This is a genomic window from Variovorax sp. PBL-E5 (genome assembly GCF_901827185.1).
GTDB lineage: Bacteria > Pseudomonadota > Gammaproteobacteria > Burkholderiales > Burkholderiaceae_C > Variovorax.
In genome coordinates this window covers 5335333-5358977 of the sequence record NZ_LR594671.1, presented here as the reverse complement: position 1 = coordinate 5358977, position 23645 = coordinate 5335333, and the positions used below count along the sequence as shown (strand labels likewise).

The 23645-nt window shown below is 67.8% G+C and carries 24 protein-coding genes; 19 read left to right on the top strand and 5 right to left on the bottom strand.

Features of this window, described 5'->3' with window-relative positions; all coding sequences use genetic code 11:
* Positions 1-15 precede the first annotated feature (15 nt).
* A complete protein-coding gene (locus tag WDLP6_RS26100; protein WP_162570042.1) occupies positions 16-930 on the bottom strand; it encodes a LysR family transcriptional regulator in 915 nt (304 codons plus the stop codon).
* A 135-nt stretch (positions 931-1065) separates the two neighbouring features.
* Between WDLP6_RS26100 and gtdA the strand changes: the two genes are divergently transcribed.
* The 6 genes from gtdA (at position 1066) to WDLP6_RS26070 (ending at position 7420) form a co-directional block, all read left to right on the top strand.
* The gene (gtdA, locus tag WDLP6_RS26095; RefSeq protein ID WP_162594703.1) at positions 1066-2136 is read left to right on the top strand and encodes a gentisate 1,2-dioxygenase; all 1071 of its coding nucleotides are present in this window, start codon (positions 1066-1068) and stop codon (positions 2134-2136) included.
* Between the two features lie 68 nt (positions 2137-2204).
* Positions 2205-2909 carry a fumarylacetoacetate hydrolase family protein gene (locus WDLP6_RS26090; protein WP_162594702.1) on the top strand — a complete coding sequence of 235 codons (705 nt, stop codon included), beginning with the start codon at positions 2205-2207 and terminating at the stop codon, positions 2907-2909.
* Positions 2910-2935: 26 nt separating this feature from the next.
* Positions 2936-4156: a 3-hydroxybenzoate 6-monooxygenase gene (locus WDLP6_RS26085; RefSeq protein WP_162594701.1), complete on the top strand. Its 1221-nt coding sequence runs from the start codon at positions 2936-2938 to the stop codon at positions 4154-4156.
* Positions 4157-4209: 53 nt separating this feature from the next.
* Positions 4210-5190, top strand: a complete 981-nt coding sequence (locus WDLP6_RS26080) for a Bug family tripartite tricarboxylate transporter substrate binding protein (protein WP_162594700.1) — start codon at positions 4210-4212, stop codon at positions 5188-5190.
* A complete protein-coding gene (locus WDLP6_RS26075) occupies positions 5187-6539 on the top strand; it encodes an FAD-dependent oxidoreductase (protein WP_162594699.1) in 1353 nt (450 codons plus the stop codon). Before WDLP6_RS26080 ends, WDLP6_RS26075 begins: the two co-directional genes overlap by 4 nt.
* A gap of 2 nt (positions 6540-6541) precedes the next feature.
* Positions 6542-7420 (top strand): acyl-CoA thioesterase, encoded by an 879-nt coding sequence (locus WDLP6_RS26070; RefSeq protein WP_162594698.1) that lies wholly within the window; start codon positions 6542-6544, stop codon positions 7418-7420.
* A gap of 18 nt (positions 7421-7438) precedes the next feature.
* On the opposite strand, the gene WDLP6_RS26065 is transcribed toward WDLP6_RS26070, so the two are convergent.
* Positions 7439-8230, bottom strand: coding sequence for a hydroxyacylglutathione hydrolase (locus WDLP6_RS26065; RefSeq protein WP_162594697.1), 792 nt, complete (start codon positions 8228-8230; stop codon positions 7439-7441).
* Here WDLP6_RS26065 and WDLP6_RS35545 point away from each other — a divergent pair.
* From WDLP6_RS35545 to WDLP6_RS26050, 4 genes are all read left to right on the top strand, one after another.
* Positions 8126-8464, top strand: a complete 339-nt coding sequence (locus WDLP6_RS35545) for a DUF1272 domain-containing protein (RefSeq protein WP_443083433.1) — start codon at positions 8126-8128, stop codon at positions 8462-8464. The two genes, WDLP6_RS26065 and WDLP6_RS35545, sit on opposite strands and share 105 nt — an antisense overlap.
* A gap of 267 nt (positions 8465-8731) precedes the next feature.
* Entirely contained in the window at positions 8732-9145 is a 414-nt protein-coding gene (locus WDLP6_RS26060; protein WP_162594696.1) for a hypothetical protein, read from the top strand.
* Positions 9146-10609, top strand: a complete 1464-nt coding sequence (locus WDLP6_RS26055; RefSeq protein ID WP_162594695.1) for an ATPase domain-containing protein — start codon at positions 9146-9148, stop codon at positions 10607-10609. It begins immediately after the preceding gene.
* Positions 10606-11991 carry a hybrid sensor histidine kinase/response regulator gene (locus WDLP6_RS26050; protein ID WP_162594694.1) on the top strand — a complete coding sequence of 462 codons (1386 nt, stop codon included), beginning with the start codon at positions 10606-10608 and terminating at the stop codon, positions 11989-11991. Before WDLP6_RS26055 ends, WDLP6_RS26050 begins: the two co-directional genes overlap by 4 nt.
* Positions 11992-12170: 179 nt before the next feature.
* Here WDLP6_RS26050 and WDLP6_RS26045 read toward each other — a convergent pair whose 3' ends face one another.
* Positions 12171-12650, bottom strand: coding sequence for a group II truncated hemoglobin (locus WDLP6_RS26045; protein WP_162594693.1), 480 nt, complete (start codon positions 12648-12650; stop codon positions 12171-12173).
* A 130-nt stretch (positions 12651-12780) separates the two neighbouring features.
* On the opposite strand from WDLP6_RS26045, the gene WDLP6_RS26040 reads away from it, so the two are divergent.
* Genes WDLP6_RS26040 through WDLP6_RS26025 form a run of 4 tightly spaced genes read left to right on the top strand, consistent with a single transcriptional unit; the run spans position 12781 to position 17023 of the window.
* Complete coding sequence (locus WDLP6_RS26040; protein WP_162594692.1) at positions 12781-13530, top strand: SDR family oxidoreductase; 750 nt, start codon at positions 12781-12783, stop codon at positions 13528-13530.
* A 4-nt stretch (positions 13531-13534) separates the two neighbouring features.
* Complete coding sequence (locus WDLP6_RS26035; protein ID WP_232077327.1) at positions 13535-14326, top strand: enoyl-CoA hydratase/isomerase family protein; 792 nt, start codon at positions 13535-13537, stop codon at positions 14324-14326.
* Positions 14327-14333: 7 nt separating this feature from the next.
* Positions 14334-16472 carry an acetate--CoA ligase family protein gene (locus WDLP6_RS26030; protein WP_162594691.1) on the top strand — a complete coding sequence of 713 codons (2139 nt, stop codon included), beginning with the start codon at positions 14334-14336 and terminating at the stop codon, positions 16470-16472.
* Positions 16469-17023, top strand: coding sequence for a hypothetical protein (locus WDLP6_RS26025; protein ID WP_162570028.1), 555 nt, complete (start codon positions 16469-16471; stop codon positions 17021-17023). The genes WDLP6_RS26030 and WDLP6_RS26025 overlap by 4 nt, the downstream gene beginning before the upstream one ends.
* Positions 17024-17052: 29 nt before the next feature.
* On the opposite strand, the gene WDLP6_RS26020 is transcribed toward WDLP6_RS26025, so the two are convergent.
* The gene (locus WDLP6_RS26020; protein ID WP_162594690.1) at positions 17053-17982 is read right to left on the bottom strand and encodes a LysR family transcriptional regulator; all 930 of its coding nucleotides are present in this window, start codon (positions 17980-17982) and stop codon (positions 17053-17055) included.
* Between the two features lie 68 nt (positions 17983-18050).
* Between WDLP6_RS26020 and WDLP6_RS26015 the strand changes: the two genes are divergently transcribed.
* The 3 genes from WDLP6_RS26015 to WDLP6_RS26005 all read left to right on the top strand — a co-directional run bounded on the left by WDLP6_RS26015 (position 18051) and on the right by WDLP6_RS26005 (position 20403).
* Positions 18051-19025, top strand: coding sequence for a Bug family tripartite tricarboxylate transporter substrate binding protein (locus WDLP6_RS26015; protein WP_162594689.1), 975 nt, complete (start codon positions 18051-18053; stop codon positions 19023-19025).
* Positions 19026-19030: 5 nt separating this feature from the next.
* Positions 19031-19378: an NIPSNAP family protein gene (locus tag WDLP6_RS26010; protein WP_162594688.1), complete on the top strand. Its 348-nt coding sequence runs from the start codon at positions 19031-19033 to the stop codon at positions 19376-19378.
* Between the two features lie 122 nt (positions 19379-19500).
* Positions 19501-20403, top strand: a complete 903-nt coding sequence (locus tag WDLP6_RS26005; protein ID WP_443083466.1) for an alpha/beta hydrolase — start codon at positions 19501-19503, stop codon at positions 20401-20403.
* A 19-nt stretch (positions 20404-20422) separates the two neighbouring features.
* On the opposite strand, the gene WDLP6_RS26000 is transcribed toward WDLP6_RS26005, so the two are convergent.
* Positions 20423-21394, bottom strand: a complete 972-nt coding sequence (locus WDLP6_RS26000; RefSeq protein WP_162594686.1) for a LysR family transcriptional regulator — start codon at positions 21392-21394, stop codon at positions 20423-20425.
* A 73-nt stretch (positions 21395-21467) separates the two neighbouring features.
* Between WDLP6_RS26000 and WDLP6_RS25995 the strand changes: the two genes are divergently transcribed.
* Complete coding sequence (locus tag WDLP6_RS25995; RefSeq protein WP_162594685.1) at positions 21468-22037, top strand: GAF domain-containing protein; 570 nt, start codon at positions 21468-21470, stop codon at positions 22035-22037.
* A 2-nt stretch (positions 22038-22039) separates the two neighbouring features.
* On the top strand, positions 22040-23641 hold the full coding sequence (locus WDLP6_RS25990) for an FAD-dependent monooxygenase (protein ID WP_162594684.1): 1602 nt from the start codon (positions 22040-22042) through the stop codon (positions 23639-23641).
* The last annotated feature ends 4 nt before the right edge of the window (positions 23642-23645 follow it).

Genomic DNA, 23645 nt, shown 5'->3' with positions numbered 1-23645 from the left:
AGGCGCCCGCGGCGATTATGCGAGCGCCGGGACGGTTTGGGGACCAAAGAGTTGGGCCATGGTGCGCCGCAGCCACGCGTTGCCCGCATCCGCATGAAAGCGCTCGTGCCAGTGTTGCTTGACGGCATAGGAAGGCAGCGCAAAGGGCGGCTCCAGCAGCTGCACCGGCTCCTGCGTCGCCAGCACTTCGCCGAGGATGCGCGGCACGATCACGATCAGCTCGGTGTGCGCCACGATCCGCGCCACGCTCAGGAAGCTCGACAGCCGCGCCACCACGTTGCGCTGCAGGCCGAGGCGCGCGATCGTCTTGTCGACGATCGCATGGCCGGTGCCGGACGACAAGATGATGGCGTGCGCCTCGGCCTCGAAGCGCTTGCGCGTGAGCCGCGCGCCGATGCGCGGGTGGTTGCGCGCCGCCAGGCAAACGAAGTTCTGCATGAAGAGCGTCTGCTGGTAGAAGCCCGCGTCCAGCTGCGGCATGAAGCCGACCGCGATATCGACCTCGCCGTCTTCCAGCCGGCGGCCGCTTTCGGTCGAGATGATCTCGGTCTCGATGTGCACGCCCGGCGCGACGCGCCGCAGGTGGTCGAGCAGGGTCGGCAGCAGCACCACCTCGCTGATGTCGGTCATGCAGATGCGGAAATCGCGCCGTGCCTGGGCCGGATCGAAGCCGCCGCGGCTGCCGCGCGCCTGCTCGATGCGCGACAGCACCTCGCGCACGTGGACGCAGATGCGCTGCGCATAGGGCGTGGGCTGCATGCCCTGCGCCGTGCGCGTGAACAGCCGGTCGTCGAAATGCGCGCGCAGCTTGTTCAACATCGTGCTGGCCGCAGCCTGCGCGATGCCGAGCCGGTCGGCGGCCTTGGAGACGCTGCCGGTCTTGTAGATCTCGTCGAACACGCCGAACCATTCGAGATCGAGCTTGGCCATCGGAATCCTTCCTCGGGGATGCGGGACCCCATTATCGAAAATCGCGATTCAAGGTATTTCCCCTGCGTCTTGAACAAATAGTAGGGCAGGCCAACAATGTGCGCATTGGCGCCTGCCGCCAGGAGACACATCCCCATGACCACCGCCACCCAGCCCGCACGCACCGATGCGGCCGAGCGCCGCGCCTACTACGAGCGCATCCGCCCGCTGAACCTCACGCCGCTCTGGGAATCGCTGCACGCGCTGGTGCCGCGCGAGCCGCAGACGCCCTGCGTGCCGGCGCTCTGGCGCTACGACGAGATCCGGCCGCTGCTGATGGAATCGGCCGATCTCATCACCGCCGAGGAAGCGGTGCGGCGCGTGCTGGTGCTCGAGAACCCGGCGCTGCCGGGCCGCTCGTCGATCACGCAGTCGATCTACGCCGGCCTGCAGCTGATCATGCCGGGCGAGGTGGCGCCCTCGCACCGCCACGTGCAGTCGGCGTTGCGCTTCATCGTCGACGGCCGGGGCGCCTACACCACGGTGGCGGGCGAGCGAACCACCATGTACCCGGGCGACTTCATCATCACGCCCTCGTGGGCCTGGCACGACCATGGCAACGAAGGCATCGCCGGCCTGAGCGAGCCGGTGGTCTGGCTCGACGGGCTCGACATTCCGATGCTGCGCTTCTTCGACGCCGGCTTCGCCGAGAACGACGATGCCAGGGTGCAGCACGTCGCGCGGCCCGAGGGCCACAGCCTCGCGCGCTTCGGTCACAACATGGTGCCGGTACGGCACGACCATGTGTCGATGACCTCGCCGATCTTCAACTACCCCTATGCGCGCAGCCGCGAGGCGCTCGCGCAGCTGCACAAGCAGGAAGCGCCCGATGCCTGGCTGGGCCACAAGCTGCGCTACATCAATCCGCTCACCGGCGGTTCGCCGATGCCGACCATCGGCACCCAGCTGCAACTGCTGCCGGCCGGCTTCCAGGGCAAGACACAGCGCGCGACCGATGGCGCGGTCTACAGCGTGGTCGAAGGCCGGGGCGCGGCCGAGATCGGCAGCCAGCGCTTCGACTTCGGGCCGCGCGATACCTTCGTCGTGCCTTCGTGGGCGCCGCTGCGCTTGTCGGCGAGCGAGGAGGTCGTGCTGTTCAGTTTCTCTGACCGCCCCGTCCAGCAGGCCATGGGCATCCTGCGCGAGGCCTTTCTAGAAGACGCCTGAGCGGTCGCCGCTCGAGCGGCAAGTCTTTTTCATCCATCCATGCGCCGCTGCATGCGGCAGGAGTTCCCATGTCCTTCGTCTTCTCACCGCCGGCCGTCGTCGGCCTTCCCATCGCCGGTTCGACCGACCTCTTCCCGGTCCGCCGCGTCTACTGCGTCGGCCGCAACTATGCGGCGCATGCGCGCGAGATGGGTTTCGACCCCGACCGCGAGCCGCCCTTCTTCTTCTGCAAGCCCAACGACGATGCATCGATCGTGCCGGTGCCCGCGGGCGACACCGTCGGCATTCCCTATCCGGGGCAGACGGCCAACTACCACTTCGAAGCCGAGCTGGTGGCGATGATCGGCCGGGGCGGCCGCGACATCGCGATCGAGGACGCGGCGGCGCACATCTGCGGCTATGCGGCCGGCCTCGACATGACGCGCCGCGACCTGCAGATGAAGATGCGCGAGCAGGGCCGGCCGTGGGAGATCGGCAAGGCCTTCGATTTCTCGGCGCCGGTCGGCGTGATCCGGCCGCTGGCCGAGGCCGGCGAGATCGTCTCGGGCGCGATCGTGCTCGAGGTCGACGGCGAGGTGCGGCAGAAGAGCGATCTGCGCCACCTGATCTGGTCGGTGAACGAAGTCATCGCTCATCTGTCTACCCTGTTCGCGCTGCAGCCCGGCGACCTGATCTTCACGGGCACGCCGGAAGGTGTGGGCGCGGTGCGGCCCGGTCAGACGCTGACGGTGCGCATCGACGGCCTCGAGCCGATCACCGTACGCATCGACTGAATTCGAAACGAGGGGAGAAGACCATCATGCACACGACACCCAACGACAAACCCTCGGTGCTGCTGATCGGCGGCGGCATCGGCGGCATGGCCGCGGCGCTGGCGTTGGCGCGGCTGGGTCTGCCGATCGAGCTGCTGGAGCAGAGCGCCGCGATCGGCGAGATCGGCGCCGGCCTGCAGCTGGGCCCCAACGCGTTCGCCGCGCTCGATGCGCTCGGCGTCGGCGAGGCCGTGCGGCGCGGCTCGGTGTTCACCGACCGCCTGGTGATGATGGACGCGGTCGACTGCAGCGAGGTCGCCTCGGTGCCGGTGGGCGAGGCCTTCCGCGCGCGCTTTCGCAATCCCTATGCGGTGAGCCATCGCGCCGATCTGCACGGCGCGATCCACGCGGCGGTGCGGCAGCATCCGCTGATCCGCTTCCACACCTCGGCGCAGGTCGAGGCGCTCGACATCGGCGACGGCGGCGTGGTCGCCGTCACGCGCGACGGGCGTCGCTTTGCTGCCGATGCGGTGGTCGGCTGCGATGGCGTGAAATCGGTGGTGCGCGAGAAGCTGGTCGGCGATGCACCGCGCGTCTCGGGCCACGTGGTCTACCGTGCCGTGGTGCCAGCCGCCGACATGCCCGAGGACCTGCGCTGGAATGCGCCCGTGGTCTGGGCCGGGCCGAATTGCCACCTGGTGCACTACCCGCTGCGCCACGGCGAGCAGTACAACCTGGTCGTCACCTTCCACAGCCGCGAGCACGAGGAATGGGGCGTCACCGATGGCAGCAAGCAGGAGGTGATGTCGTACTTCGAGGGCGTGCACGCGCGGCCGCGCCAGCTGCTGGAGCGGCCCACCTCGTGGCGGCGCTGGAGCACCGCCGACCGCGAGCCGATCGCGAACTGGAGCCACGGCCCGGCCACGCTGCTCGGCGATGCCGCGCATCCGATGATGCAGTACCTCGCACAGGGCGCCTGCATGGCGCTCGAGGACGCGGTCACGCTCGGCGCCGCCGTCGAGGCCTGCGGCTTCGACCTGCCGGCCGCCTTCCGCCTCTATGCCTCGGCGCGCGTGGCACGCACCGCGCGCGTCGTGCTGTCGGTGCGCGAGATGGGACGCCTCTACCATGCGAAGGGTGTCGAGCGCCTGGTGCGCAACAGCCTGTGGACCGGCCGCTCGCCCGAACGCTACTACGATGCGGTCGAATGGCTCTATGCGTGGGACCCCGCGCACTGCCTTGCGGATGCGTCGCCGGCCCTGTCGTGATGCGAATGCAAAATCGAGCTTCTTCTCTCACACAGAAAAAAGGAAAACCGTTCATGCCGTCCCTGAAGAAACGCGCACTCCTGATCGCCGCCTGCGGCCTGACCCTCGGCGCCGCGCCGCTGGCTGCGCTGGCCCAGGCCCCCGCGTGGCCGACCAAGCCGGTGCGCCTCCTGGTCGGATTCCCGGCCGGCTCGACGCCCGACATGGCGGCGCGCGCCATCTCCGATCCGCTCGCCAGGGCGCTGGGCCAGCCGGTGATCGTCGAGAACCGCTCCGGCGCGTCGGGCAACATCGCGACCGACCAGGTGGCCAAGGCGACCGACGACCACACGCTCGGCATCGTGATCAACGGCAATCTCACCTCCGCCAAGATGCTGTATCCGCACCTGCCCTACAACCCGGCGCGCGACTTCAGCTACATCTCGCTGATCGCGACCGCGCCGCTGGTGCTGGTCGCACCGCCCACGGAGCCGGGCGGCGCGGCCTTCTTTGCCGCCGCGAAGAAGGGCGGCGACAAGTGGAACTACGGCTCGGTCGGCGTCGGCTCGGTCGGCCACCTGGGCATGGAGCTGCTGAAGACGAGGATGCCCGGCGTGCAGGCCGAGCACATTCCCTTCCAGGGCAACCCGGGCGTGGTGACGGCGCTGCTCGGCGGCCAGATCCAGATGGCGCTGGTGCCGCCGGGGCTGGCGATCTCGCAGGTCAACGCGGGCAAGCTCAAAGCCATCGGCCTCACCAGCGGCCGCAGCCCGCTGGCGCCCGAAGTGCCGCCGCTGGCCGATGCCGGCCTGAAGAACTTCGATCTCGAGGTCTGGACCGCGCTGATCGGACCGGCGCGCCTGTCCAAGGCCGCGCAGGCCCGGCTGGCCGCGGTCATGCCCGAGGTCATGCGCAATGCCGACACGCGTCGCCAGCTCTTCAACCAGGGCTGGCAGGCAGTGGGCACTTCGGCCGAAGGTCTCAAGAGCCGCGTGGCGGCCGAGACGGCGATCATGCAGTCCATCATCTCCGCCAAGGGCATCAAGCTCCAATGACCGCCACCTCGCTGCTCGAACCCGCGCGCAGCCTGCCGGTCTTCGGCGAGTTCGACGTCGTGGTGGTCGGCGGCGGCCCGGCCGGCATCGCGGCCGGCGTGAGCGCGGCGCGCCATGGTGCGCGCACGCTGCTGATCGAACGCTACGGCTTTCTCGGCGGCATGGGCACGGCCGGCGGCGTCACCAACTTCGCGGGGCTCTACGGCAAGCGCGAGGGCGAGATGACGCAGCTGGTGCACGGCGTGGCCGACGACCTGCTCGCGCGCATCGATGCGATGGGCGGCCTCAACAAGCCGCAGGACGGCATGCAGGGCCGCATCCGCGTGCGCTCCTACGACACCTCGGTCTACAAGTGCGCGGCCGACCAGCTGCTGCTGGACGCCGGCGTGCAGCTGCTGTTCCATGCCTGGGCCGCGAACGTGCTGATGGACGGACCCCAGCGCATCGCGGCGCTGGTGGTCGAGACCAAGTCCGGCCGGCAGGCGATCCGCGCCAACGCCTTCATCGACGCCAGCGGCGATGCCGATGTCGCCGCCTTCGCGGGCGTGCCCTTCGCGGTCGGCGATGGCCATGGCAGCGGGCTCTTTCCGTCCACCATGTTCCGCGTCGGCCACGTCGATGCGGCGCGCGCGCTGGCGGCCGTCGGCGAATTCAAGGCCATCAACGATCTCATGGCGAAGGCGCGCGAGCGCGATCCGGATGCGTACCGCTTTCCGCGCGAAGGCGCGATCCTGCGGCCGCAGATCGACCCGCGCGAATGGCGCGCCAACGTCACGCAGATCCGCAATGCCGCGGGCGGCGCGATGAACGGCGTCGACGCGCGCGAACTCAGCGACGGCGAGGTCGAAGGCCGGCGGCAGATCGGCGAGTACTTCCGCTTCTTGAAGGCCGAGGTGCCGGGCTTCGAGCAATCGGCCATCGTCGAGATCGCGCCGCAGGTCGGCATCCGCGAGACGCGGCGCATCGAAGGCCTCTACGCGCTGACCGGCGAGGACATCCTGTCGTCCGCGCGCTTCGACGACAGCATCGGCATCAATGCCTGGCCGATGGAAATGCATGCGGCCGGCAAGATCGAGTGGGCCTTCCCGCGCGACGAGCGCCGCACCTTCAACCAGCTGCCCTGGCGCATGCTGGTGCCGTGCGGCGTCGACAACCTGCTGGTCGCCGGGCGCTGCGCCTCGATGACGCACGAGGGCCAATCGGCCGCGCGCGCCAGCGGCGGCTGCTTCGTGATGGGGCAGGCCGCGGGCACCGCCGCGGCGGTGCTGGGCGCGGATGCCTTTGCCGCGGTCGACGTGCCGGCGCTGCAGCGCAAGCTCGTCGCCGACGGTGCGGACCTGGACCGTTGACGATGAGCGATCCCGCGACCACCGCCGCCCGCCGCGTCGCCGAGCTCGTCGCATTGATGGACCTCGAAGCACTGGGCGAGGACCGCTTTCGCGCGCAAAGCGAAGACATCGGCTCGCGGAGCGTGTACGGCGGCCAGGTGCTGGGGCAGGCGCTGGTCGCCGCGAGCCGCACCGTGGCGGCCGATCGCCCGATGCATTCGATGCACGCCTATTTCCTGCTGCCGGGCGAACACGCGCCCATCGAGTACACGGTCGACCGCGTGCGCGACGGCCGCAGCTTCACCACGCGCCACGTGGTCGCGCGCCAGCAGGAGCGCACGATCTTCGAGTTGTCGGCGTCCTTTCAAAGCGCGGCCTCGGGCATCGAGCACCAGGCCGCGATGCCCGAGGAGCCGGAACCTGAGAGCCTGCAAGGCGAACTGCAGCAGCGCATCGCGCTCGGCGACCGGCTGCCCGCGGCCTGGCGCGTCAAGGGCACCGAGCCGCAGGCCATCGAATACCGCGGCACCGACAGCAATGACCTGCTCGCGCCCGTACCGCGGCCGGCCGGCAGCGCGATCTGGATGCGCGCCACCGCGCCGCTGCCCGACGATCCGATCGTGCACCGCGCCTTGCTCGCCTATGCATCGGACCACGGCCTGCTGCGCGCCGCCCTGCGCCCGCACGGCCTGAGCTTCTTCGGCGGCAAGGTGCGCGCCGCGAGCCTTGACCATGCGATGTGGTTCCACCGCGATTTCCGCCTGGACGAGTGGCTGCTGTACGTGCTCGATTCGCCGAGCGCGGGCGGGGCGCGGGCCTTGTGCCGCGGCAGCGTGTTCACGCGCGATGGGCGGCTGGTGGCTTCGGCCGCGCAGGAGGGGATGCTGCGCGTGCGCGGTTGAAGGTGGCGCCCGCGCGGCTCACCACTGGTTGCGCAATTCCCGCAGCTTGACGAACACCGTCTTCGGATCCGGCTTCTCGGGCAGATCGGGAAAGGCCTCGCGCAGCGCCGCGATGACGCTCGGGCTGCTCAGGCGCAGGAAGGTGTTGATCTGCTTTTCCTCGTCGAGCGTCGTGACGTGCGCCTTGGCCGGATCGTGGCCCGTCGCCCGCGGCAACAGCGCCTTGGCCGCTGCGTTGTCGGATTCGCGCGCGAGCGTGAACTTGAGGTTGTTCTCGAGGTAGTCGTGCCCGGCATAGACGCGCGTGCCGCCCGGCAGCTTCGCGAGCTGATCGACGAAGGTGGTGTAGAGGTCTTCTGCATTGCCGCCGTTGTGGCAGTTGCCGGCGCCGGCATTGAACAGCGTGTCGCCGGAGAACAGCGCCGGCTGCTCGGTGTGCGAGCGCAGGCAGATGTGGCACATCGTATGGCCGGGCGTGTCCATGCATTCGAGCTCGACCGTCTTGCCGACCTTGATCACGTCGCCCGCCTTCACGCCGCGGTCCACGCCCGCGATGCGCGAGCCGGCGTTGTGGTGCGCGATCAGCTTCGCGCCGGTGGCCGCGACCACGGCCGCGTTGCCGCCGGTGTGGTCGTGGTGCTCGTGCGTGTTGAGGATCTGCGTGATCTGCCAGCCTTTGTCCTTGGCGGCGGCCAGGCACTTCTGGTGATCGAGCGGATCGATCGCCAGCGCCTCGCCGGTCTCGGGGCAGGCGATCAGGTAGTTGTAGTTGCGGTAGGCATTGCCGGTCCAGATGCGCTCGACGATCACGGGGTGCTCCAGGTGTCAGGTTCGACGTCGCGCGATCATGCCACCTTGACGCGCGTTCGAGCGCTGGCTGCCGCCGTTCGCAGTGACCGCGCCGAACAGCGCCTCGCCAGCATCTGTCCAAACTGCGGCGGAGAATTGCTCCAGCGCCCGATGGATGAGGTGCGACCGCTCATATCACCGAAGCAGTCATTCGGGAGGGGCCTCCCGGCGGCACCGACACTTTTAACGAGGTAAATCCAATTCGATCGGCGCGATCCATCACCCAAGGCTGGTGCAGGGCCTTGCAGCCCCATAGAATGATCAATGCAGCAACGGTATTCGCCGTGGATCCACATAGCCCCAGCGCGCGGTCCTTCGCCTGAGCGCGCTGTCCTTTCAGCGGCACGGCTGCCTCAGAGCTGAGACAGAACACTCGTGCAGAAAAGGCGCAACGGGACGGCGTGCCGAAAGCACTGGCCCGAATTGCCCAAGAATGCAATTCCACACCCAAGCTGGAGGGCCATGCGCGAAGACATCATCAAGCAGGCGGTTTCACTGCACTGCGGCGACGGTTCCGAACCTGGCCAGATTGCGGAGGCCATGACCGTCGTCTTGCGTCTGCTCCATAACGAGCTGACCCTGGTCGTTGGCGCTCAGGCATCAACCGCACTGGTCGCGCACGCGGTCCATCGCACGCGCACGCAGATCGAATGGGCCAAGCCACTCGCTGCCGGCCCGTTCGACATGCTGCTCAAGGCTTTGCGCGACGACTTGGCGGCGCGCACGTCCGCTGAATGCTCGTTCGCAGGAGGGACCCTCATTTCCACCTTGGTCGACCACCTCATTTCGCTCATCGGTGAACCGCTGACCCTTCGTATGTTGAATTCGGCTTGGAGTACGCATGGTGCGGACCAGTCCTCCCAGGAGAATTTCTAAATGACCAACAAAGTTGTCATCCGACGACTGCCTACTGGCGTGCCTGGGCTGGACGCTCTACTGCACGGCGGATTGGCGGAGTTTTCTTTCAACTTGATCGCGGGCGCGCCAGGGTCCGGAAAAACGACCCTCGCTCACCAGATCATGTTCGCGCTGGCGAACCCGGACCGGCGCGCCATCTTCTTCACAGTCCTGGGTGAGCCTCCCCTGAAAATGCTGCGCTACCAGCAGCAGTACAGCTTCTTCGACGCCGCCAAGGTCAACGACTCCATCCGTTTCATCAACCTGGCGGATGAGGTTGTCGCTGGCGACTACGACCGTGTCCTGAAGCGAATCGTGGAAGAGGTCGAACGCTTTGGACCCGCCCTCGTCATGGTCGACTCGTTTCGCTCCGTCGTCGAGTCGGCAAAGAGCGCCGGCAAATATGAGATGGATCTACAGCAGTTCGTCCAGCGCCTGGGCATGCTCCTGACCACATGGCAGGCCACGACCTTTCTGATCGGAGAGTACGTGACCCTTGAGAGCGAAGCCAATCCGATCTTCACTGTTGCAGACGGCATCGTGTGGATGGCGCAGTCCGTCGAGCGCAACTCGGTCGTGCGCAAGATTCAGATCATGAAAATGCGCGGCCACGCCACCATTCCAGGCCTGCACACCTTTCGCATCAGCGACGATGGACTCCAGATCTTCCCGCGCACGATTGCTGCGAGCTCGCAGCCGCTCGACAGCAACGCCTCGGGCGAGCGCGGTCCCGCGCCGCCACGTCTCTTGATGGGCGTGCCTCTGCTGGACGAAATGATGGGGGGCGGCCTGCCGATTGGCTACTCGTTGCTGGTCGCGGGCCCCTCCGGTTCGGGCAAGTCGCAGCTTGCCGCGGCTTTCTTGGCTGAAGGTGCACGAGCGGGGGAAAAAGGAGTCATCGCGGCCTTCGAGAGAACGCCCGCGCGATCGCACAAGGTGCGTCTGGATGAATTGATCGCCAGCGGCGAGGTCGGGATGATCGACACGCGCTCGCTGGATCTGTCCATTGACGAGACGCTTCACGCATTGACCGAACTGATCGAACGCACCGGGGCGACCCGGGTTGTCATTGACTCCATCTCGGGGTTCGAGCTCGCGTTGGCACCCACCTTCCGGGCGGATTTCCGAGAGTCCTTGTATCGCATGATTGCAGTGCTGACAGGCAAGGGTGCGGCCGTACTGATGATTTCAGAGCTGGAAGACCGCTACACCGACCTGCGCTTCAGCCCCTACGGCGCGGCATTCCTCACGGACGCGATCATCGTGCAGCGTTACGTCGAACTCGAAGGGCAACTCAGGCGCGTCATGGCCGTGGTCAAGATACGCAATAGCGACCACAGCCATGAACTTCGCCCCTACGAGGTCACCGATGCGGGCATCGTGATCGGCCCGCCCACACCCGGCATGGATGCGTTGTTGACGGGCCATCCGCGGCCATCATGACGCCCCTCACCCCGCCCAAGACGGCCGAGTCCGAAAACTCGCCAGCGCTCACGGAGGACGGCAATGGCGGTTTGATCCCGCAAGAGCAGTCCCTTGTGCAGCGCCAACACGAGGTGACGCGCCGCGAAGAAACCATGCACTTGTGGGAGCTGACGCGCTCGACTGTCGAGGCAGACAGCGGGGATTTGCGGGAGGCGAACGAACATCTGGTCATGGCGACGCTTGCCGCGGGGGAGCTGGAGGAAGCAACGCAAAAATCGAAGCGCCAACAGGATGAATTCCTCGCGATGCTGGCGCATGAACTGCGCAACCCCTTGGCGCCCATTCGAAGCGCCGCAGCACTGCTGGAGCGGCTCGATACGGTCGACCCCCGGTTGACGACGATCAGCGAAGTGATCCACCGCCAGGTCGAACACATGGCGCGGCTGCTGGACGACCTGCTCGACGCGTCGCGGGTGACGAGCGGCAGAGTCACTCTGCAGCGGAAAACGACAAAGGTCGGCGACTTCGTCGATCAGGCCGTCGAGATGTACCGCGGGCTCACCGATGCGCAGCACCAGCATCTCACGCTCGACATGCCGGTCAGCCCCATGTACGTGGACGGGGACCCGGCACGGTTGGCGCAGATCATCGGCAACCTGCTTCACAACGCCGCCAAGTACACGCCGCAGGGTGGCGCCATCGCTTTGAGCGCAAGGCCTGAGCGAGATACGGTGGTGATCCGGGTGACCGATAACGGAAGCGGCATCGCGGCGGAAACGCTGCCTCATATTTTTGACCTGTTTGCTCAGGAAGAGCGTTCGCTAAGCCGCAGTCAAGGTGGCTTGGGCATTGGGCTCACGGTGGTGCGCAGCATGGTCGAGCGGCATGGCGGAACGGTCCAGGCACGAAGCGCTGGGCTCGGCGCGGGCAGCGAGTTCACCGTGATCCTGCCGCGCGTGGAGAAGATCGACGAACCGGCCCTGGCGCCGGTGCCGGCGCTCAAGCCTGCGTTTGTTTCAGCGCGCATCTTGCTGGTCGACGATAACGTCGACGCGGGTGTCCTGTTGCGCATGTTGCTGGAAATGTCGGGGTATGAGGTCGAGGTCGCGCTGGATGGAGTGGGCGCTCTGGACGCATTCGAGAATCAGCGCTCCCAGATCGTGGTGTGCGACATCGGACTTCCCGGCATGAATGGATATGAAGTTGCCAAGCGCCTGCGTCAGCGTTGCGCTGGAAGCGAATCGTCCCCGCTGCTGATCGCCCTCACAGGCTACGAAAGTCCAGAAGACCACAAACGAGCGTTGGCCGCAGGATTCGATCATCACGTGGCCAAACCGGTCGACTTTGAGGTCTTGCTCAGGCTGATTGAAAAAGCCGTGGTCTCCCCGGGTGTGCTGTAGAGAGCGTCAAGGAAACCCGTTTTTCGGCCCGACGTCTCGACGTAGCAACGTCCGCTTGGCCTTTCAATTCGGTCGCTGGGCGTAGATGCTCGAACGACTGTAGTGGGCCCTTCACAGACATTCAGCGCGCACCTGCAAACTTCGGCGTCGAAGCGCCAGGCAGCCACTCAATCCAACGCTCACCCTCTATAGGGCCCCTTCACCTCACCCCATCCCCATGCAGGCATCGGTGCATCCTCCTGGACCTCGGCGCCGGCCTGTGAGTTGATGACGGCCAATCGGGAACCCCACTCCAGGTAGCCAATCAGCGCCGATCGAAATTCCGGGTCGTCCGGCATGCCCAGTTCGTCGGCCGTCTGCAGCAAGAGACCTACCCACTGCCGCCGCTGCGCCTGCTCGAGGTGACGGTTCAAGTGCTGGCGAATCATGTGCGGATGGCCGCCGTGGTGCTGCGAGTACGCGTCGGGACCGCCCAGGACCTCGCCAAGAAAGGCGGCAACGTGAGCCGGATGGTCTTCACCCATGTGCGCGAAGACCGGGGCGAGCACCGGGTCGGCCTTCACGTGCTCGTAGAAGCGCGTGGTCAGGCGCAGCAGGGCGGGTGCGCCGCCGAGCCATTCGTAGAGCGTCGGAATCCGGGTTTCGGTGGTCGAAGACATGGTGCAGGTCATTCTCCGCCGGGTCGTCGGCACCCGGTATGGCTCGCCGCGCATAACCGATGTGCGCCGCCCGCCATGGGCAGCCACGGCCTTGGCCGGGAGACTCGCTCCCCACAACGGAGACGACCTGATGGCATCACCCACAATCATCATCACGGGCAGCTCGCGCGGCATCGGCGCAGCGACGGCCCGGCTCGCGGCCCGGCGCGGCTGGAGTGTCGGCGTGAACTACGCGTCGAACCAGGAGGCCGCCGACGCGGTGGTCGCTCAGATCCGGGCCGAAGGCGGCCGGGCCATTGCAGTGCAGGGCGACAACAGCCGGCACGGCGACGTCGAGCGCCTGTTCGATCAGGTCGCCGAGGAATTCGGGCCGGTCGGCGCCCTGGTCAACAACGCCGGTGTGCCCGGGCAGATCTCCCGGGTCGAGCAGCTGAGCGAGGCCACGCTGCGCCGCACCCTCGAGGTCAACGTGGTCGGCGCCTTCCTCTGCGCGCAAGCGTTCCTGCGCCGCGCATCGACCCGCCACGGCGGGACTGGCGGCGCCATCGTCAACGTGTCGTCGATGGCAGCCAGGACCGGCAGCCCTGGCGAGCTGGTGCACTACGCCGCGGCCAAGGCAGCCCTCGAGGCCTTCAACTACGGTCTCGCTGCCGAGGTGGCACAGGAAGGTGTTCGCGTCAACGCGGTCAGCCTGGGCCTGTTCGCCACCGAGATCCACGCGGCCGCCGGCGATGCCGACCGGCTGCAGCGCTATGCCGCACGCATGCCCATGGGGCGCGCCGGCGAACCCATGGAAGCAGCGCAGGCGATCGTCTGGCTTCTGTCGGACGAAGCCAGCTACATCACGGGCGCGACCCTGCCCGTCGCCGGAGGGAGATGAACCCGTGTACGAACACTACCAACACCTGGACTTCGGCTATCGCGGCCGCATCCTCACCATCACCATGAACCGCCCCGAGGTTCGCAATGCAGCCAACGTGCGCATGCACCGCGAGCTGTCGACGGTGTTCCGTGACGCCGCCCGCGACCCCGCATGCGACGTGGTCGTGCTCACCGGCGCCGGCACTGCCTTCAGCTCGGGCGGCGACATCGTCGCCATGCAGGAGAAGATCGACGACCGCAGCAAGTGGGTCGACACGGTCGAAGAAGCCCGCGAGATCTTCACCGGCATGCTCGAGCTGCCCAAGCCGCTGATCGCGCGCATCAACGGCGCCGCGACCGGTCTCGGCGCGACCCTCGCGGTCTACGCCGACATCGCCGTCGCAGCGCAGAGCGCGGTCATCGGCGATCCACACGTGAAGGTGGGTCTGGTCGCCGGCGATGGCGGTGCGCTGATGTGGCCGCTGCTGGTCGGTTTCCAGAAGGCCAAGGAACTGCTCTTTCTGGGCGACGGCATCCCTGCCGAGGAGGCCGCGCGCATCGGGCTCATCGGCCATTGCGTGCCCGACGATGCGCTCGACGACAAGGTCTACGGCATCGCCGAACGACTCTGCAAGGTTGCGCCCCTCGCGCTGCGCTGGACCAAGCGCACCATCAACCACACGATCCGCCAGCTGGCCCACGGCACGATGGAGAACGGCCTGCTGATGGAAACGCTGTCGCAGATGACGCGCGATCACGCCGAGGCCGTTCATGCCTTCGGCGAGAAGCGGCCCGCGGTCTTCAAGGGAAGGTAGGCCGGCGATGAGCACCTTCGACCTGGCCAGCCTGCGGCCGCTGTTCGCGCCGCGCTCGGTGGCGATGATCGGCGCCTCGAACGACGAGAACAAGGTCGGCGGCCGACCGCTGGCATTCCTGAAACGCGCCGCTTTCGGCGGCACCCTCATCCCGGTGCATCCGGCGGCGGACACCGTGCAGGGGCTGCCTGCCTTCCGCTCGCTCGCGGCCGCCGGGCCGGTGGAGCACGCCATCATCGCGCTGGCCGCCAGGGACGTGCTGCCGGCACTCCGGGACTGCGCCGCGAAAGGTGTCAAGGCGGTGCAGGTCTTCAGCTCGGGATTCGCCGACGCCGGCCGCATGGCCGAGCAGGACGAGCTGCTGCGCACGGCGCGCGAAGCCGGCATGCGCATGATCGGGCCGAACAGCCTCGGGCTCTTCAATGCCGTCGACGGCTTCTTCGGCACCTTCGCCACGGCGCTCGACGGCGCGTGGCCGGCGCTGCGCCGCGATGGCAACAACATCGGCCTGGCGTCGCAGAGCGGTGCCTTCGGCTCCTATTGCTACGGACTGGCGCAGGCGCGCGGACTCGGCTTCAGCCACATGATCGCGACCGGCAACGAAGCGGACGTCGACGTCGCCGAATGCATCGCCTACCTCGCGCAGGACAACGCCACCCGGGTCATCGTGGCCACCTTCGAGGGTTGCCGCAGCGGCGACCGGCTGATCGAGGCGCTGCGCCTCGCGCGAGCCGCCGGCAAGCCGGTGCTGGTGATGAAGGCCGGTGCTTCGGCGGCCGGCGCGCAGGCCGCGGCCACCCACACCGGCGCGCTGGCGGGCAACGACGCCGTCTTCGACGGCATCCTGCGCCAGTACGGCGCGTGGCGCGCGCAAACGCTCGATGGCCTCATCGACATCGCCTACGCGCTGTGCGTCGACCGCCGGCGCGACCTGCGCCGGGAAGACGGCCGCCTCGCCGTGTTGACGACCTCCGGCGGCGTCGGCGTGCTGATCGCCGACGCGGCGAGCGCAGCCGGCCTGCAGCTGCCGGGCCTGCCGGCTGCGGCCAGGGCCGAGATGTCCGAATGGCTGCCGGCGGCCACGGCATCCAACCCGCTCGACACCTCGACTTCCGTCCTCGGCGATATGGCCCTGGTGGCCCGCGCCATGGGCTTGCTGGTCGAGCAGGTGCGGCCCGGCACGGTGCTCGCCTTCCTCGCTCACGTCGGCCGCAATCCGGTGCACTGGGCGCAGCTGCGTGGGCCCCTGCTGGCACTCGTCGCCGCGCAGCCCGGCACCCGCTTCATCCTGTCGATGCTGGCCCCACCCACGGTCCGCGAGGAACTCGAACAGCATGGCGTGGCACTCTTCGAGGCACCGGAGCGCGCCGTGGCCGCGATCCAGGCCGTGACCCGCATCGGCGCTGCCGTGTCCGATGCGGTGCGACGGCCACGCAGCCTCGGCCCCGCACGGCGAGGAAGCGGGACCGTGCTCGACGAAGCGCGATCGAAGGCTGTGCTGGCCGCTGCCGGCATCGCAGTGCCCTCGGAACGCGTGGCCCGATCCGCGGCCGCGGCGCAAACCGCCGCCGTCGAGTTGGGCGCGCCGCGCTACGCACTGAAGATCGTCTCGGCCGACATCCTGCACAAGACGGAGGCGGGCGGCGTCGTGCTCGATGTCGCCGCCAAGGACGTCGGCCCCTGCTGGGAAGCGGTCGTGGCCACCGTACGGGGCAAGTTGCCGCAGGCGCGCATCGACGGTGTTCTCGTCACGCCGATGGCGCGCCCCGGCATCGACGCCATCCTGAGCGCGCAATTCGATCCGGTCTTCGGCATGGTCGTGATGTTCGGCCTCGGCGGCACCTGGGTCGAGGTCTTCAGGGACGTCGTCTTTCGCGCTGCACCCTTCGACGCCGCGGAGGCGCGCCGCATGATCGAGCAGACGCGGGTCGCGGACCTGCTCGGCGGCGTCCGCGGCAGCGCGGCCATACGCATCGAGGAAGTCGCAGCGGCGATCGCGTCCTTCTCCGACCATGTCGCTGCGCGAGCCGGCGAAATCGAGAGCATCGAAGTCAATCCCTGGCGGCTGCACGCGGAGGGCGGTGTGGCACTCGATGCCGTGGTGGTTCAACGCCAATTGGAACCCGTCCAGGGAGTCGACGCATGAACGCGAAAAGCCGGATCAATCCAGCCCACCTGCGCACGCCGGGCCATAGCGCCGAGGTCAGCACCGCCGAGATGGCGAGTCGCATTGCCCGCTTCCGGGCGCTCGAGCCCGATCCCTACGCCTTCCCCGATCTCAGGCAGCAGAAGGGGCGGCGCTCGGTGAACTACGTCATCTCCCCCGGTGCGCTGGGCGGGCCTGCGCCGCTCACGCAGGCGCACAACTTCCATGTCTCCATCTCCTGCCTTGGCAAGGGAATCCGGCCGACCGTGCACTCGCATCCGTACAACGAGGTCTTCATCCCGATGGATGCGCGCTTCAAGGTCCTGTGGGGCGAGCATCTGGAAGAGAGCACGGTGCTGGAGCCCTTCGACATGATCAGCGTGCCGCCCGGCGTGTTCCGCACCTTCGAGAACCTGGACGATCACGACGGTCACATGATGGCCATCTTCGACCACGGTGGCGATCCGCACACCGGGATCGTGGTGCCGCCGGACGTCTACGAGAAGTTCTATCGCGGCTGGGTACCGGGTCAGGGCCGGCCCGCGAACTGAGGCGCGCGGCGATGTTCCGGATGGCATTCTCAGGGCGGCGGCATCGCCAGCGCACAGCGCCGCGCCAGCTCTCGCAGCCACTTGACCCCGGGATCCCGATGGCTGCGCTCGTGCCAGTACATGAAGATGCGGTAGCTCGGCACTGGCAGCGGCGGATCGATCATCGCCAGGTCCGTGCCCTCGAGGTAGTGCTGCGCCAGCCGACGGGGCATGAGAACCACCATGTCGGTCGACTGGACGATGTAGGGAGCCGCCATGAAATGCTGGCTCAGCATGCCGACGTTGCGCTTGAGGCCTGTCTCCGCAAGCACGTGATCGATGTTCGACTGGAAATGACCGAAGCCCGCCGGCGTGACGAGAATGTGCGGCAGTGCGACGAAGTCTTCGACGCTGCGGCCGCCGTCCAGGTAGGGATGGCCGCCGCGGATCAGGCAGACGATGCGATCGACGAACAGCGGCACGCTGCGCAGGCTCGGCGGCGGCTCCTCGAGGTGCCCGATGGCCAGTTCGATATCGCCTTCTTCGAGGGCCAGCACCAGTGCTTTCGGATGCACCGGATGCTTGATCGACAAGGTCGCCGACGGCGCTTCCTCGCGCACGCTGCGCGTCAGCAATGGCAGAAATGTCGCGTGCGTGTAGTCGGTCGCGATGATGCGGAAGGTCGACGTGCAGAGCGCGGGTTCGAAATGGATCGATTCACCGAGCACCAGATCGACGTCGGCGAGGATGCGCCGCGCGATGACCGCCAGCTCGATGGCACGCGGCGACGGAATCATCCCGGTCGCGCCGCGGATCAGGATCGGATCGCCGAACAGCTCGCGCAGCCGGCCGAGCACGCGGCTCATCGCCGGCTGGCCCATGCCCAGCTTGTCGGCTGCGCGGGACACATGCGACTCGGCCACCAGTGCGTCCAGGCAACGCAACAGGCCGAGGTCGAGCGGCTTGATCGACTCGGTCACGCGCGTGTCTCGAGCAGCCGAGCGCCGCGACACCCGCATTCGCAGAGAGAAAATTTCAGGAGACTCATATGAACAGAAGATCCTTTGTCCGCGCCAGTTCCGTCCTGGTTCTGCCTTCGCTCGTCGGCCGGGCTTTTGCAGAGGCAGCCTGGCCGGCCAAGCCGATCCGCATCATCGCGCCCTTCGCGCCCGGGGGCGGCCCCGACATTCTGGCGCGCCTCCTGGCGCAGCAGATGGGCCCGGCGCTCGGCAGCATCATCGTGGAAAACCGCGCCGGCGCCGCGGGCAATATCGGCGCCGACTACGTTGCCAAGGCCGCGCCCGATGGCTACACGCTCCTGCTGACCACGACCGCGACACAGGCCATCAATCCGGCGCTCTACGCTGCGATACCCTACGACCCGTTGCGCGACTTCACGCCGATTTCCATGGTCGCCAGTACGCCGCTGATGCTGGCCGCTGCGCCCGATTTCGAGGCCAACAACCTGAAGGAACTGCTGGCGCTGGCGAAGGCAAAGCCGGGAAAGATCAGCTTCGCTTCTGCCGGCATCGGCACCATGCAGCACATGGTCGGCGTCCTGGTCGAGCAACGCGCGCAGGTCGAGATGCTGCATGTGCCCTACAAGGGAAGCAGCCAGATCGTGTCGGACCTGATCTCCGGCCGCGTGTCGATCGTCTTCAACAGTACGGCGGCCCTCGGTCCGATGGTGCGAGACGGTCGGCTCAAAGCGCTGGCCGTGACATCGCCAAAGCGCCTGCCGGCATGGCCCGATGTGCCGACCATGTCCGAGGCCGGCCTGCCCGGGTTCGAGGCCTCTGCCTGGTACGCCGTGTTCGGCCCCGCGCATCTGCCGCCGGCGATCGTCCAGAAGCTCAACCGCGAACTCGTTCGCGCAGTCGCCTCGCCGGCCTGCCGCGACACCTACGCGAGTCTCGGCCTGGACGCCGTCACGTCGACGCCGCAGGAGCTTGGTGCCGTCACGCAGCGTGACCTGGCAACGTGGAGCGGCATCATCAAGGAAAAGCACATTCGTGCGGAGTGAGCGCGATGATCGTCGACGAACGGACCTACACCATCGCCCCCGGCCTGCTCTCGGAATACCTGGCCGAGCATCTTCGGGTGGCGCTGCCGATCATGCGCAAGCACCTGGGCGAGCCCTTCGCCTACTTCACGACGGAGACGGGAGAGCTCAACCAGTTCGTCCATCTGTGGCGCTACGAGAACATGGCGGACCGCGAGACGCGCAGGGAAGCCCTCTATCGCGACGCCGACTGGCTGGACTATCGGCGCAGCACCGGCGAACGCGGATGGGTCCGGCATCAGCACAACAGATTGCTGAAGTCGCTCGCCGGGGCGCCGACAGCGCTTGCCGAGGGACGCCATGACGCCCGCTGACATCGCCGCCTCCGACCGGACATCTTCGGGGCTGGCTTCGGACCTGCGAAGGCCTCACACTGCGTCGGACCGATCGGCTCGCCAACCGGAGTTCCAACATGAAGAATCGTCTCGCGTTGCTGATGGTGTTGTCGATCGTCGGACTCTTTGCCGGCCGTGCCGGCGCAGAGCCTGCATTCCCGCCGGGCTTCAAGACCCGCACCGTCGCCATGGCGGATGGCGCAAGCCTCTTCGTGCGCTCGGGCGGAAGCGGCCCTGCCGTCGTGCTCATCCATGGCTTCGGCGACACCGGCGACATGTGGGCGCCGCTGGCGCGAGAGCTCGCGAAGACGCACCTGGTCATCGTGCCCGACCTGCGCGGCATGGGGAAATCGTCGAAGGCGGCCGGCGGTTACGACAAGAAATCGCAGGCCGTCGACATCCGCACGGTCGTGACCGCGTTCGAGCAGGACAAGACCGCCGTCGTCGGCCATGACATCGGCACCATGGTCGCCTATGCTTATGCGGCAAGTTACCCCGACAAGGTCGGCAAGCTGGTCGTGATGGACGCACCCGTGCCCGGCATCGCGCCGTGGGACCAGATCATCCTGTGGCCCGCGCTGTGGCACTTCAACTTCGGCGGCCGCGATGCCGAGCGCCTGGTGGCCGGCAGGGAACGCATCTACCTCGACCGCTTCTGGAACGAGTTCGCCGGCACCCCGTCGAAGATCGACGAGGCCACACGGCGCCACTACGCCAGGCTCTATGCGCAACCCGGCGCCATGCGCGCGGCCTTTGCGCAGTTCAACACCATCGCCGCCAAGGACGTCGCCGACAACATCGCGTTCTCCAAGGACAAGCTCTCCATGCCGGTGCTCGCCATCGGCGGCGAGAAATCCTTCGGCGCCAACATGGCGGTCGTCATGCGCAATGCGGCGACCGATGTGCGGCAGGAGGTCGTGCCGGATGCGGGCCATTGGTTGATGGAAGAGAGCACGGCGACGACGGTGGGATTGATCAGCGGCTTCCTGGCGGTCTCGCCGTAGTCTGACATCGCGCCGCCCTTCACCCGGCCTTGCGCGTCATCCCGCGCGCCTCTTCCTCCACCGCAGCCCGCAACGACCGCACCATCGGATGCCCCTCCAGCTCCTGCAAGGTGAAGAAGCTCACCGGCGGCAGGTTCCAGCTCAACCGGTAGGGCAGCGCGGCCCAGTGCCCGGCGCGCTCCATCTCGGCCACCACGTCGCGGGCCAGGATGGAGATCGCGTTCGGCTCGGTGCGCAGCACCATCTCCATGCTGCGGATCGAGGTGCTCTCCAGCATCGGCACCGGCGGCTGCACGCCGGCGCCGACGAAGATCGCGTTGTAGGTCCGGCGCATGGGCGTGTTCGGCGGCGGCAGGATCCAGTCGAGCTGCGCGAGGCGCGCCCAGTCCAGCGGCCCGCGCGACAGCCGCTTGACGCTCTTGGCCGACACCACCAGGCAGGGCTCCTGCTGGTAGATCGCCTGCTGCACCAGCCCCGTCGCGTCGCCGTCGTACGAGCGGCCGATCGCGCAATCGAGCTCGCGCGCGACGAGGCCGGCGACGAGTTCGTCCGTCGTGCCTTCGCGCGTCATCACCGCCATGCGTGGCGTGCGATCGAGCAGGTGCGTGAGCGCCGCGGACAGCAGCTGCTGCGGCACCTGCTGCGTCAGCCCCAGGCGCAGCCGTCCGCTGCGGCCGGCCTCGAGTGAGGTGAGCACGCGCGTGGTGGATTCCAGTTCCGCGAGCCAGCGCCGCGCGTAGTGCAGCACGGCTTCGCCGGCCGGCGTGGGCATGAGGCCGCGGCTGGTGCGCTCGAAGAGCCGGTTGCCGAAGATGTCTTCCACCTCGCGCAGCGCCTTGGTGATGGCCGGCTGGCTGAGCCGCATCTCGGCGGCCACGCGGCCCAGCGTGCGATGCCGATCGACGGCCTGCAGCAGCGAGAGCTGGCGCAGCTTCAGGCGCGTGAGCAGCGCGTGCTGCAAGTCGGCGGCGGGGTCGCGGGCGGTCGGCAAGGCATAACTCCAGGGTTATCGCGTCATCAGAATTTAATCCACTTCGGTGAATTGCGAAGCCTAGACTTTCCCCATGCCCGCAGCCCACGCATCGGCCCTCACCGCATTCACTGCGAATCTCCTCGACGTGCTCGCCGAGGCGCGCGATGCCGATGCGGCACTGCACCAGGTGGACCTGTTCCGGCGCCTCATCGCGGGCGACAGCATCTTCAGCATCCAGCAGAACGTGACGACTGCGAAGGGCCCGGCCAACGAGATCCAGCTGCGCCGCTTCTATTCGTCCGAAGGCGAGCGCTATCCGGTGAACGGCGCCAAGCGCAAGACGCTCACGCCGTGGACCGAATGCATCTTCGTGCAGGGCCGCACGTTCGTCGGCGAGGGCGCGGACGTGCTGGCACGCCACTTCGACGACTTCGAGCAGATGCGCCCGCAGGGCCTGCAGAGCGTGATCAACGTGCCGCTGCTGCAGGGCCGGCTCTGCTACGCCACCTTCAATGTCTTCGGCACCCGTCCCCAGTGGCTGCCGCACGAAGTCCTGGGCGTTCGCCTCCTGGCGCTCGCTGCGGCGCGCTGGGTGCCGGCCGTGCCCGGCCTGTCGTACCGCTTCACGGATCTGTCCCTTTCCCTTCCCATGGAGACTTGACCATGCAAAGCAAAGTCCCGGTCGTGATCGTTGGCGGCGGGCCGGTGGGCCTGTCGATGGCGATCCTGCTGCAGCGCTTCGGCATCGACTTCGTGCTGCTCGAACGCAGCCCGACGACGACCGACCATCCCAAGGCGCGCGGCACCTACACCCGCACGATGGAGATCTTCCGCCAGTGGGGCATCGACGGCCTGATGAAGCGGCACGCGCTGCCCGACGGCGCCGACTTCTTCTCCTTCTGCGAATCGATGAGCGGCCACGAGTGGGGCCGCACCAACCCCGAGCCCAACCTCGGCCACTCGCCGTGCTGGAAGATCATCCAGTCGCAGGACACGGTCGAGATGGAGTTGATGGACCTCGCGCGCAAGAGCGAGGTCGGCCGCTTCCTGTTCGGCCACGAGTTCCTGCACTACGACGAGGGCGCGAGTGGCATCGCCGTGACCGCCCGCAAGCTGGACACCGGCGAGACCATCACCTGGCAGGCCCAATACCTGATCGCCGCCGACGGCGCTGCCAGCGCCGTGCGCCGGCAGGCCGACATCGAAATGCGCGGACCGGCCACGCTGGCCGTGATGGCCAACGAGTTCTGGCAGGCCGACCTCTCGCACGTGCGCGACGCTGCCACCTGCGCGGGCTGGCGCGTGTACGCGAAGGCTTCGCCGTACCCGATCACGACCGTGCTCAACACCAACGGCCGCGACCGCTGGCTCAACCTGCTGCCCGTGGGACGCGAGGTGGATGAGCGCGCCGGCGAGCGCAACGACGACGAGGTGGTGCAGCTCGCACGCACCGTCTCCGGCGTGCCCAACCTCGACGTCAAGGTGATCAACCGCTCGGTCTGGCGCCTGAGCCGGCAGGTGGCCGCGAGCTTCCGCAAGGGCCGCGTGCTGCTGGTGGGCGACTCGGCGCACCGCTTCCCGCCGAATGGCGGCTACGGCATGAACTCCGGCATCCAGGATGCGCACAACCTCGCGTGGAAGCTGGCCTTCGTTCTCACCGGCCGCGCCGGCCCGCGCCTGCTCGAGAGCTACGAGCGCGAACGCCGCCCCGTCGCCGAATCGAACGCCGACTTCAGCCTGCACAACGCGACACGCTTCACCCAGTGCGACCAGGCGCTGCGCTCCGGCAACGCCGACCGCATCGACTTCTGGATCCGCGACAGCGACAACCACATCCACAGCATCGGGCAGTCGCTGGGCTTCTGCTACGAGGACGGCGCGGTGATCCCCGACGGCACCGGCCGGCACGTGATGCGCGCGCGCTGGTACGAGCCTACCGACAAACCCGGCGCGCGCTTTCCGCACCTCTGGCTGGACCTCGCGCGGCGCCACACCACGCTCGACTGGTTCGACAAGGACTTCGTGCTGGTCGCGGGACCGAAGGCCGACGCATGGATGGAAGCGGCGCGTGCCGTCTCCGGCCACCAGGGGCGCACGGTGCAGGCGCATCAATTGGAAGACTCGCACGAGAAGGATGGCTTGCTGCTCGGCCTGCGCGGCGCGGTGCTCGTGCGGCCCGATGGCCATGTCGCCTTCCGCATGCCATGGACGCCCCCGGACCCGGCCGCCGAATTGTCGGCCGCGCTCGCCAAGCTGCTGGATTGAGGCC